We start from the raw sequence: 12,614 nt of genomic DNA, 5'->3' as shown, positions 1-12,614 counted from the left end.
CTAAAATGAAATACAGGGAAATTGAACCAAATGGATTTTTGAGTAATTTTGTGAAGTGTTTTTGGTATTACGAAACTATGGGAATAGATGTTCAGCATACCATTTTGCCAGATGGTTACTTTGACTTAATTATCGAGTTCGTAGATGGAAATTTAACAAAAGTAAAACTGACTGGAATATGGATAAGACCAAAAGACATACAAATTTCTAAAAACACCAAGTTCTTTGCGATCAGATTCAAGCTGTTAGCCCTTGAGTATATATTTAGAACACCGATAAAATCTATTTTAGATATGACGATAAATTTACCTGAGTCTTTTTGGAGAATTGACGAGTATCATTCAGACGAGTTTGATAAATTTGTTTCTGAAATAACGAACAATTTAGACGCTTCTATAAAATTCTTAAAGCCCATTGATCGCAGAAAATTAAAACTATTTGAAATCGTGTATCAAAAAAAATCTACATCGGTGTCTGAAATTTCCAATAGCATTTTTTGGAGTAGCAGGCAAATAAATAGATATTTTCAATCCAATTTCGGCATTACATTCAAGGAATTTTTAAGTATTGTACGTTGTAATGCGACTTACCCAGAAATTTCAAATGGTAATCTAAATCCAAATTCTGACTATTTTGATCAAGCGCATTTTATCAAAGAAATTAAAAAATATACTGGGGCAACGCCCAAAGCGTTAAGTAAAAACAAAAACGACCGATTTTTACAATTATCAAAAATGGATGAAAGGCAATAATTCTATAACTTAATTTAAAGATGAATTAAAAATGAAAATTTGCAAAATTTCTCCAAACTTTGAAGTGACTGATATTAAAAAAACAACGGCTTTTTACACAGAAAACCTAGGCTTTAATCTGATCATGGCGGTTCCAGAATCACAAGATGGAATCGATCAAACTTTTCTTGAAAATAAAGAATATGTTTATGCGCTGGTGCAGAGGGATAACGTGGAATTTATGTTTCAACGTTCTGATACCTTTAAAAATGATGTTGTTTTTTCAAGAGGGCTAGCTATTGGAGCAACAGTATCTTTTTATATGGAAATAGAGAGTATTAATGAATTTTATTTAGCACTAAAGCATAAAAATCTTCAGCTCACTGAACTAAAAACAACATGGTATGGTATGCAAGAATTCTATTTAAAAGATATGAATGGCTATATTCTTGGCTTTGCTGAAAAAGTTGAATAAATGCCTTATAACATCAGTTTAGCGTCTTGGGTAAATAAAATCCGCCATATGGGCAATAAACCATTGGCGGAAAGTTTTTCAAAATGATCAAAATGAAGTAATACTTTTAACTCAGTAAAAATGCTTCATTTACTCCAGATTGCTTAACAAAACAATCATCATGAGAGACTAGAATGACAGCACCTTTAAATTGCTCAATGGCTTGCGCAAGTAATTCTCGTGACTCGATGTCTAAGTGATTTTCAGGTTCATCCAATAACAATAAATCAATATTTTGATGATGCTGACTTATTCCAAGTAAAGCAACTTTAAGTTTTTCGCCACCACTGAGTTGCCCCAATTTTAAGAGTGCTTTTTCGCGGCGGATGCGCAGTTGACCTAATAAATTTCGCCATTCAACCTCCAGCATATCTGGATTAAATTTCGCTAAATTCTCGATCACAGAAAGATCATCATTGAGTAAACTAAAATTTTGATCCAAATATAAACTTTGTCCAGTAAAGAAAATTTCAGTACTTTGTGATTGATCAATTATTTTTAATAAGGTGGATTTACCCACGCCATTTGCCCCTTTAAGCTGGATTTTTTCACTGGCTTGGAGTGACAACTTTATGTTCTGTGTGGTGGCATAAGGCAATTGTAAATCGTGAATCCTTAATATTTCACCTTGCTTCGATGATTGAAATTGAAAGTCAAATCGTTGTGGTTTAATTTTTTCTAATGTTGTTTGTTTCTCCTGTAAACTGCTCTGTGTTTCATCAGCTTGGCGAATTTGCTGTGCACGTAATTTCCCAAAACTTTGCCCAGCTTGCTCTTTTTTAAAATCTAGTAGAATCTTGGCTTGAGAGTTCGAGTCACGCAATTGAGCACCTTTACGTTGACGTTTTTGTGCTTTCATTAAACTATCATGCTGTTGTTGCTTTAACTGTTTAAATTCACGTTTTTCTTGTTGAATAGACTGAGTTAAGGCATGGATTTGTTGTTGGTGCTGTTGAACATAATCAGCATAATTGCCCGAAACATGCTGCAAACCTTGCGCGGTTAAAGCATAAATATGCTGCATTTGATTCAGCAATTGAAGATCATGACTAATAATACAAACTCCCGCCTTATGTGCCTGAATCGACTCAATTAACCATTTTCTTGCCATGGCATCTAAATGATTACTTGGCTCATCTAAAAGTAGATAATGATCTTGTTTTAGAAATAAGCGACACAAAGCCAGCTTGGTTTTTTGACCTTCACTTAAGTGGTGTATGGGAAAATTTAAATCAAGCGGCAGTTGTGCATTGCTTAAAATTTGTTGCCATTTTTGAGGTAAATCCCAACAGTTTTCCACCAAATCATAATCTTCAAAACTGGCACTACTGTTTTCAATACGCTCAAAAGCATTATGTAGATGAGCAATATCTAGAGCTTCAGCTATGGTTTTGGCATTTAATCGTTGTAATTGTGCTAAATAATCATGTTGAATATGCCATGCAATTTGCCCTGAATAGGCTAAATCTGAATGCTGTTGTAGGTGTAATAGTTTAAAAAGTAATGATTTTCCCAAACCATTACGGCCAATCACAGCAGAAGTTTGCCCTGAAAAAAGCACAAAATTTAGTTGTGTAAACATTGTTTGAGTGGGGAATGCCAAACTCAAGTTTGAAATAATACATGCTTGTTGCATTCAATGATCCTCATATAGAGGATGCACAAAATAGTATGTAATAAAAGCTTTAAATAACAGTAGATTATTTATTTATCGTAAAGACGGTATCAGAACCAAAAGATAAGTCTAGCCTTGAGTAGAATCTATTTTGCACATCAAAAATTAAATAAATAATGATGAGAAAATGACTTACTTCATTGGCGTTACTCTTTTAAGAAAGGGGATAAGAATGCTTATTGTATAAAAATAAATCTGTATGTCAATGTTAAGCTTTTAAAATGCTCATTAAAAAAGAATCATCTCAAAAACTTAACTCCCTTATGAAAAGGGAGTTAAGTGGCAGTTGATTGAACCAATCAACACTTATCAATTTATTTAAGCAGTTGCTTTAATGACGTCTGCAACAGATGTTGCTACATAATCAATATTTTTTAAATTTAAGCCCGCTGCACACATACGGCCACTACGTAGCAAATAAATGGCATATTGATCTTTCAATATATCCACTTGTTCAGCCGTTAAACCTGTATAGCTAAACATGCCTTGTTGTTCTGTAAGGTAATCAAAATTACGACCAGGTAAAGCAGCAGTTAATTTTGCCTTTAATAGTTCGCGCATTTGGATGATACGCTCACGCATTTCTTTAAGCTCTGCATGCCATTTTTCAGTTAATGTTGCATCATTCAATACATTATCAACCACTAAGGCACCTGTCGTTGGAGGGCTTGAGTAGATACGGCGTACAGTTGCTTTAAGCTGACCTAAAACTTTTTGTGCAGTTGCTTGGTCATCACAAATAAAGCTTAAGCCACCAACACGTTCACCATATAGTGAGAAAATTTTAGAGAATGAATTGCTAACAATGAAATTCAATCCAGACTTATCTAAAGCACGAATTGCATAAGCATCTTCTTCTAAGCCTTGACCAAAACCTTGGTAAGCAATATCTAGGAATGGAATTAAATCACGTGCTTTCAATACTTCAATTACACGATCCCATTCAGCAGGTGTCAAATCTGCGCCTGTTGGGTTATGGCAACAAGGGTGAAGAAGAACAATGCCTTTTGCAGGGATTTGCTGTAAATCCTCTAACATGCCTTCAATATTGACACCATTGGTTGCTGCATCAAAATAACGGTAGAAATGTGAATTGATTCCTGCACCATTAAAAATTGCAATATGGTTTTCCCACGTCGGTTGGCTCACCCAAACATCAGATTCAGGGAAGTATTTTTTTAGAAAATCTGCGCCTACTTTAAGTGCACCAGAACCACCTAGAGTTTGAATGGTCACTGCACGACCATCTTTACGTGCTTGGCTATCTGCACCTAAAACCAGTTTCTGAGTTGCTTCGTTATAAGACTTTGAACCATCCATCGGTAAATAAAGCTTTACCTTGTCATTGCTTGGTTCAATATTTTTCAAAGCCGCTTTTACAGCGTCTAACTGAGGAACAATGGTGTCCTCATTATAATAAAGACCAATACTTAAATTTACTTTGTGTGTCCGTTCATCCTTACCAAAGGCTTCCATTAGAGAAAGAATTGGATCACCTGCATAAGGATCTACATGTTGAAACATGGTCTAAAGTCCTAAATCAATCAAAAAAATCAAGTCTGATAATATAGGTAATTCAAACCCCGACTCAACAGTAGATTAAAGTTTATTTTTTATTATTTATTCAACTTTAGATTAGGGTCTGTAGACAATTCGTCTACGTTTGCGACTACGTGTGTTTTTTAGGAGATACTAGGCGCGAAATATGAAATTTAGTCATTCTAAATGAGTAGTTCGTAACGACGTAGCGGCAAAAAACACACAAGTCCCCGCTGCGCCTTGCGCTGCAAACAAAGCAGTGCTTTGTTCTTGCTCAGGGTTGTGGTTAAAATTATCTCAGACTACGTTATGAAACTCGAAAATAGTCTCGCTATTCTCTTCGTTTCCTGCCTTGCCTGCTCAATTTTAGTCTACAACGCAAGCCATTTATGAAATGTCAACAGACCCTAAGCTCATCGCACATTTGTCTATATTTATAGCCAAATGTGTATTCTCTACAAAATAGAGGATAAATAAGATAAAACTTAAACACTATTTCAAGTGTGGTATTGAAAGAGAGATAGTTAAGATATTGATTGTTTTTAAGTCGCAGTATTGTTAATGAATGATAAAACTATTGTTCTGCATTTCGCTTCTTGTCATCATAGCGTAAGCGCAATATTTAAATTCTGGATGGTTTTTAATGTTACTAAATTATCAATACGATCAAGCTCAAGATAGCCATGGGACTCAAAAAGCCACACTGGTATTGATTCACGGGTTATTTGGAAGTTTAAGTAATTTGGGCATTATTGCACGTGAATTTCAAGGCAAATTCAACTTATTACAAATTGATGTTCGAAATCATGGCCATTCTGCACATTCAGATGAAATGAATTATCAATTGATGGCTCAGGATGTTTTGCAAACACTTGATCATTTAAATATTGAAAAGTTTATTGCGATTGGACATTCTATGGGTGGAAAAATTGCAATGAAACTTGCAGATTTAGCGCAAGATCGTATGCAAAAAATGATTGTCTTGGATATGACACCTTTTGCATATCAAGAAAATCACCATGATCAAATTTTTAAAGCCTTATCTGCGGTTGAAAATGCACAGATTGAATCTCGTAAAGAAGCAACAGAGATTATGCGTCAGTATTTAAAAGAAGAAATGGTAATTCAATTTTTATTAAAATCATTCAGTAAGGGAAAATGGCTGTTTAATGTCCAAGCCTTATTTAATCATTATGCTGATATTTTAAGTTGGGAAAATCAGCAGGTGAATCCTATTCCAGCATTGTTTATTAAAGGTGGAAACTCACCTTATATCTCAAAAGCTGAACATTTTTCTGCAATCGAAACCCAGTTTAGTCATAGCCAAGTTAAAGTCATTGAACAAGTCGGGCATTGGTTACATGCTGAAAAACCGGCTGTAGTCAATCAAATGATCTCTGGGTTTATAGAATGAGGTTTTAGGTTCTGAATAAATTAAAACAGCATATTTAAAGGTAATATGCTGTTTATAAATGATTATTTTATAAACACTACCAGTTCTTTAGTCCACTATGGTCAAGAAAGTGTGTTGGTTTTGAATTTTCCATTGAGTACTAGATATGAAATTAGACCTAAAACCAAACCCCAAAATGCACCTCCAACACCAAATAAACTGATATTGGCCGTCGTTGCGAGAAAGGTAATGAGTGAGGCTTCTCGGCAATCAATATCACTCATCGCATTTGCAAGACTTCCAGCAATTGTACCTAATAATGCAAGTCCTGCTAGAGTGCTTATAAAAGCGACTGGAAACGCTGCAAAGACAGCTGCTAACGTTACACCAAAAATTCCAACAAGAATATAAAACACACCTGCGGCAATCCCAGAAATCCAGCGTTTTGATGGATCTTCGTGGGATTCCTTTCCAGTGCAAATTGCAGCAGTGATCGCAGCAAGATTAAATGCATGTGAACCAAACGGAGCCATGAGGAACGAGCCTAAGCCTGTCACGATAAGAATCGGTTTAGCATTAGTGTGAAAACCATCATTTTTAAGAACCAGTAAACCTGGCATATATTGTCCTGTTAAGGTAATTAAAAATAAAGGTAGGGCAACACTCAGTATCGAGTTTATAGAAAAAGTTGGTGTGGTAAAAATAGGCGAGGCTAATTTTAGTTCAAATCCAGAGAAATCAATCCGTGATTGTAAAAGTAAGAAAATAAAGCCAAAAATCAAGACACTAATAATGGCAAATCTTGCAGAAAATCGTTTGGTGATTAGGTAAATCAAAAATAATGAAATCGCCAAAAAGGGATCAATTGTCATATTGGTAAAGGCTGCAATCCCAAATTGCAATAAAATACCTGCCAAGAGACCAGATGCAATACCCGTTGGAATTAGACGAATCAATTTTTCAAAATAGCCCGTAATTCCCAAGATCACAAATGCCAGTGCAGAAAGTAAATATGCGCCAATTGCTTCGGAATATGGCACGGTTACAAGCGTCGTAATTAAAAATGCAGCGGCAGGCGTAGACCATGCAGTGATAATGGGTTCGCGGGTATACCAACTTAATAATATTCCTGTGATACCAACCCCAATAGAAATAGACCACACCCATGAGGCAGTGAGTTCAGGGCTAAGACCAGCCATCTGCGCAGCTTGGAAGATTAAAATAAAGGTACCACCATAATTGACGATGACCGAAATTAAACCAGCCATAATGGGGGGAAGAAAATCATTAGAATGATGTTGAAAAGACATAAACTCTACCCCTAAGATTTAAAAAAGAAGTAGTAGAGTGTATTTTTAATGTGGTATTGCCATAAGATACACTTTTAATATTTTTTAAGGTACCAGTTTGGTGATATGATTTTATCGACTGCTTTTTTTAACTCTGGTAAAGGTAAAGGAGTTAAGAATGGTTTTTATTGTGTTTTATCTACTTTAATGTGGTATTGCCATAAGATACACTTTTAATATTTTTTAAGGTACCAGTTTGGTGATATGATTTTATCGACTGCTTTTTTTAACTCTGGTAAAGGTAAAGGAGTTAAGAATGGTTTTTATTGTGTTTTATCTACTATGATTTGATTTTAAGAAGTAATTTTTGCTGGAACAAAATTGTTATTAAATTGAGTAAGCCTACTTTATGCTTGATGATTTGATTGTTAGTATGCAACATAAGAAAGTTACCTTTGTTTGATTAAGATTCGACACCTTTATCAAAATGGGTAGCTTTCTCTTTTTCAAGATCAATGTTTGATCAGATCTGAACTAATACATTTAATGTGCATGTGAATGAAGCCCTGCAGGTACAACAGATCCAAATGGTCTTGTTTTACAGTCTTTATCATTCGGGTCACAAATACGGACATTTTGCATCATGCCTTGATCTTCATGATCTAAGATATGACAGTGTAAGACAAAGTCTCCTGTGAATTTTTCATACTTGGTTCTGACCACAATCTCATAACCCGTTGGAACAAAAAGAGTATCCTTCCACACACCATTTAAACCATTAAATAAAGGATTAGTATTTTTCTCTAAAGTTATATCTCCACCTATACGATTGTTTGAACCATCAACCTTATATACGGATTGAATTTGAAAAGGATTCACATGAATATGGAAAGGATGTCCCGCAAGAGTAGATGTTAAGGTCCATTCATCAATTCCATTTAAAGTTAAATAGCGGTTTAAATTATCGCCATAAGGAAGTGCTAAATCAGCGTTAAACTTTTCATTACTTATACCAAAGACTTTACTAATATTAAAATTAAGCTGTTGTTGACCTATTTTGATGTTGCTATTACTACTTTCAATATTTTGTAAAGAATCTAATGGGGTAAAAGCCGTGATTAAATTATTATCTAAATCAGATTTAATTTGTTTTTGTGTAATAGCATCAAGCTGTTGACCATTACTTAGGGTTATATCTTCAACTTTTGACTTTAAAAACTCTTTTAATGTAATTGTAGGGCTAGAACTTACTTTAACATTTACAATAGCAAGAACTTTATCTGGATCTGGTGTATCAGTTGATGATTTTGCCTCAATATTTGTATTGACCTTAAATGAATCTGGAAATTTATCATTATCCACTACACAGTATTGACCCGCATCTTTAAAATTAAATATCGCATCATATCGATAGCCAGGTTGCAATAAGATAGTATTGGTTTGCTGAATAGCATTCGTGGTTAAACCATCTTGTGCCACGATTGAATAATTGATTGCATTGTTGAGTTTTGCAGCTTTTTGACATTCGGCAATAAAATTAGGCTTGTCTTGTGTGTTGATTGGTTTTTCCAACTTATAAACTCGTAGACCAATGGTATCCCGCACACCACCATGAATCATACGCCAACGATAAAATTCATTTTGATTTAAATCTATTTGACCGAGCACATTACCATTAATAGAGGTATAGCGTCCTGACTTTTTCCAACCACTTGGGCTAAGCAATTTATATTTGTCAGTATCACTTATTTTAATTTCAACATCACCATCTAGGTGTCCAATTTCATTAGTTCCACAATTTACTTTATACAGCTTTTGGTTATCACCACAAATGTACTGTATTTGTTGAAAAACCATGACCAGATCATTATTGCTGTCGGCTGAAATTTTATGCTGAATATTATTTAAAGAAATTTTTGATGGTTTTTTGGCTTTCCAAAGGACATCAAAATCACCCTTTTGCTCAAAAGATTTCCCATCAAATTTTGGTAATCGATTACCTTCAATAATTAGAGCACCAGCCATACCGCTAGTCACTTGTAATGCTGTAGAACCATGTAAATGTGCGTGATACCAATAAGTTCCAGCAGGATGATCTTTAGGAATATCAAATTGATAATCTTGTTTTTCTTTTGGATTAATTTTAATAAAAACATTATCAGCTGCAATACCTTTATCTTTGCCATCCTTACTTGGCATAACAGTATATTCAGGGTTGACTTGCAATCCATGAGTATGCAGGTTAGTGGTATTAATACAACCAATCGTATTATGTTCATCACGACAATTCGGCGTCTTTTCGATCTCACCATTATTTTTTTTATACTCATATAAAGGTAAATTATTCATTAAATTTACTTTTAATGACTTCCCTTGTTTAATTTGAATAGTTGGAGCAACAAATTGATTAGCTAAGGGGTTGTGTGGATCGATATATTGGCGGAGTTCGACCGAATCAATTCGGTTTGTCACTGGATTATAAATTTCGCCGAGCTTCTTATCGACTTCTAAATCAATAGAAACAAAATTTGAATCTACATTGCTGTTATTAAAAAGAGGAGGGTTTTGAATACCTGCATAGAGTGGTGTTGATGCTAATAGTGTTAAAATAGTAATATAGTTTTTCATGTTTGGTTTTTATGTGATTAATATTTATACATATTGTACTTATTTTTTTGTTTCGTAAAGACTTAAATAATAATTTTTCCATTTTTCAAAATATTTGCTGAAGCCATAGATTTTATTTTGTGTCTTAATTGGCAATTCTTATTTTCTATTCCAACTGTATAAATTTTTGTTGTATTAATGAGTGTTAATTGACGAAATAGCTTGTAAATAGCCTTCTGTAAATTAATGATTTCGTTGCACATTAAATTTTATTTTGTTATTTTGAATAAAATTCAATCAAAAGTTAAAACTTTAAAAGACTTCATTTTATAACAAGGTAGAAGATTATGGCTAAAAATTATATCAGAAGAAGTGTTTGGGAAAATTGTGGGGTATTGCTAGATGATGAGGCCTTTATTTCTAATCCGGAAAAAGGAAATAAAGAACTTTATTGGTATGCGAAAGCTGTTGCAGAAATGCGTAAATTACCTTTAGAAGACCATAATAGCTGGGGATTTTTTGGTGCAATGCATGGAATAACCATGGATGATGTGGATGATACGGGAAAAGAGCAGTTAAATTGGCACAAGCTTATAGATTTTCCAGAATTCCAAAAAATTAATGTGCAAGCACTTATTAAAATTCATGATGTAGAAACGGGTGATGGGTTATGGAACCAATGCCAACACGCAACATGGTTCTTTTTACCCTGGCATAGAGGGTATTTACTCGCAATTGAAACAATTTTACGTAAGCATATTATAAAGCTTGGTGGTCCAGATGATTGGGCTTTACCTTATTGGGACTATAATGACAAAGATTATTCGAATCTTAATTCAATAAGCATTCCTCCAGCTTTCACTCAAAAGACCTTTAATGGAGAATCAAATCCTCTTTATTTACAACAACGGTATCCTAATCCAGCCGATCTAAGGGATCAAACATTTATTAACTTAAAGCAATTACAAGAAGCAAAACCTGATTTTGATTTAAATAAAGAAACTATAAATTCATTGTATACATTAAATTTTACTTCAAAAATAGATAATGATATTGTCAAGGAGTTAGGTTTTGGTGGCGGGGAAACTAATTTTTCACATGATGGTCATAGGTCTGGTACGGGTTCAGTTGAACAGTACCCTCATAACATCATGCATGTATTAGTTGGTGGGATTGGCACATTCGGTTTGATGAATGATCCTAATTTTGCAGCATTAGATCCGCTTTTTTATGTGCATCATGCCAATATTGATCGCCTCTGGAGTGTTTGGAATAAATACGATCATATAGATCCAACAAACAATACCAATCCAACAGACGATACATGGTTATCTCCTGAGCTTAGATCACCATTTATTGTCCCAAATCCAGATGAAACTAATTGGGATTTTGTCCCTAAAGATGTAACTAATGAAGAAGAGTTGAATTATCAATATACTTCGTCTTATACCTATACAGTAGCTTTTGGCACAAAACTCAGCCCTGCCAGTACTTCGAATAAAGTACTTCTTAGAATGAAAAAATTTGGTTTAGATAAATTTAGTCAGGAGAAAACGGATATTGAACTCATAGGATCAACAACTAGTAAAATCCAGATTACAGGCTTAACACCTGTATCAATCTCAATAGATAAAAAAAATCCACAATTGAAAAATGGATTTAAGTCAGTAGTTCAAGTAATAGAACAAAATCTTAAAAAGTTAATTACTCCAAGTAAATTTTATTTACTAGTAGAAGGCATTAAGGGAAATCAAGAAGGGGTATTTTTATCAATAAAAACACCAAATCAGCAGACTTTAAAATCCGTTGCATTGTTTGGTTTAATCAATGCATCTAAACAAAATGGAGAACATTCTGGTTTAGGGATCAATTTATCTATCGATATTACAGAATATGTTGACGAGCTTTATCTTAATAATCAGATTCAAGAGTTAGATGATTTACAACTTTATGTTGAACCTATTGGTTTAAGTCAAAAATCAACACTCAGTATTGAAAAAATCACTGTTCATCAAGATAACTGATGAGTTTAAATAGCCATGAAGATTAAAAACTACTTTTCTTTATTTAAAAGAAAATCTTTTATGATTGTAATGAAAATTGCTTTATTGGTCTGGTTGTGGCTAATTTTTCAGAATTTACTGCCAATGGAGCAATCTATTGCTGTAGAGTTTGTACATGGTGAGCATTCTCATCATGTACATCAAACTAATTATTATGAAAATTCTATTTTATCAGCTATTTATAACACTATTAATATGCATTGGTTTTTGATGTTGATAGCAATGATGTTACCATTACTTTTTTTATCTGTAGAGGATGTTCAGAAAAAGAACTTTAAGAGAAAAAGGAAGTTAAGTTTAATATTATTTTTTATCGGCTATATGTTTTTTTGGACACTTATTGGTATTTTACTCTCAATTTTGACGCATTATTTAAATGAATTATTAAATAACCAAATAATATTGGCATGCTTGATTATTGTTGTTTTAGTTCTATGGCAGATAACTCCATATAAAAAAATCAGTCTAAATCGCTGTCATCTTCCTGCAAATATTAATCCTTTTGGGCTTCAATCTGGTATTGATAATTTTAAATTTGGAATTAAAAAAGCCTGGTACTGCGTAGGAGCTTGTTGGCCATTCATGTGGTTATGTATAGCGTGGATGGAACCAATGATGTATATAATGCCTTTATTTACTTTATTTTTACTTGTGGAACAAATTCAACCCAAGCGAAGAGAAATTTGGGGGTTCCAATAGTTTTAAATTGTTATTTTGATTTTTTAATCACTAAATATAGACTTAAAGAGCATAATTTATTCTTATTAATTTACAGATTATACTTTTTTGTTTAAGATTTAATT

At 33.6% G+C, this 12,614-nt stretch carries 9 protein-coding genes; 5 read left to right on the top strand and 4 right to left on the bottom strand.

Annotated elements, in window-relative coordinates; all coding sequences use genetic code 11:
- Positions 1-5: 5 nt before the first annotated feature.
- On the top strand, positions 6-752 hold the full coding sequence (locus tag PYV58_RS11295) for an AraC family transcriptional regulator (RefSeq protein ID WP_034610533.1): 747 nt from the start codon (positions 6-8) through the stop codon (positions 750-752).
- Between the two features lie 31 nt (positions 753-783).
- On the top strand, positions 784-1,206 hold the full coding sequence (locus PYV58_RS11290) for a VOC family protein (RefSeq protein ID WP_034610535.1): 423 nt from the start codon (positions 784-786) through the stop codon (positions 1,204-1,206).
- Positions 1,207-1,312: 106 nt separating this feature from the next.
- Here PYV58_RS11290 and PYV58_RS11285 read toward each other — a convergent pair whose 3' ends face one another.
- Entirely contained in the window at positions 1,313-2,881 is a 1,569-nt protein-coding gene (locus PYV58_RS11285) for an ATP-binding cassette domain-containing protein (RefSeq protein ID WP_034610537.1), read from the bottom strand.
- Between the two features lie 357 nt (positions 2,882-3,238).
- Positions 3,239-4,444, bottom strand: a complete 1,206-nt coding sequence (locus tag PYV58_RS11280) for an amino acid aminotransferase (RefSeq protein WP_034610538.1) — start codon at positions 4,442-4,444, stop codon at positions 3,239-3,241.
- Between the two features lie 658 nt (positions 4,445-5,102).
- Here PYV58_RS11280 and PYV58_RS11275 point away from each other — a divergent pair.
- Positions 5,103-5,873, top strand: coding sequence for an alpha/beta fold hydrolase (locus tag PYV58_RS11275; protein ID WP_034613074.1), 771 nt, complete (start codon positions 5,103-5,105; stop codon positions 5,871-5,873).
- A 101-nt stretch (positions 5,874-5,974) separates the two neighbouring features.
- Here the strand turns inward: PYV58_RS11275 and PYV58_RS11270 are convergent, their stop codons facing one another.
- Positions 5,975-7,162, bottom strand: coding sequence for a benzoate/H(+) symporter BenE family transporter (locus PYV58_RS11270; protein WP_034613071.1), 1,188 nt, complete (start codon positions 7,160-7,162; stop codon positions 5,975-5,977).
- A 522-nt stretch (positions 7,163-7,684) separates the two neighbouring features.
- A complete protein-coding gene (locus tag PYV58_RS11265; RefSeq protein WP_034613068.1) occupies positions 7,685-9,769 on the bottom strand; it encodes a multicopper oxidase domain-containing protein in 2,085 nt (694 codons plus the stop codon).
- A 326-nt stretch (positions 9,770-10,095) separates the two neighbouring features.
- Here PYV58_RS11265 and PYV58_RS11260 point away from each other — a divergent pair, with 326 nt between their 5' ends.
- Positions 10,096-11,772 (top strand): tyrosinase family protein, encoded by a 1,677-nt coding sequence (locus tag PYV58_RS11260; protein WP_034613065.1) that lies wholly within the window; start codon positions 10,096-10,098, stop codon positions 11,770-11,772.
- A 15-nt stretch (positions 11,773-11,787) separates the two neighbouring features.
- Positions 11,788-12,510 (top strand): DUF2182 domain-containing protein, encoded by a 723-nt coding sequence (locus PYV58_RS11255; RefSeq protein WP_034613061.1) that lies wholly within the window; start codon positions 11,788-11,790, stop codon positions 12,508-12,510.
- Positions 12,511-12,614: the final 104 nt, after the last annotated feature.

The sequence above is a fragment of the Acinetobacter sp. TAC-1 genome (assembly GCF_029025845.1).
Classification (GTDB): Bacteria; Pseudomonadota; Gammaproteobacteria; order Pseudomonadales; family Moraxellaceae; genus Acinetobacter; species Acinetobacter guillouiae.
The sequence above is the reverse complement of the archived record's forward strand: the minus strand, read 5'-3'. Positions and strand labels throughout refer to the sequence as shown.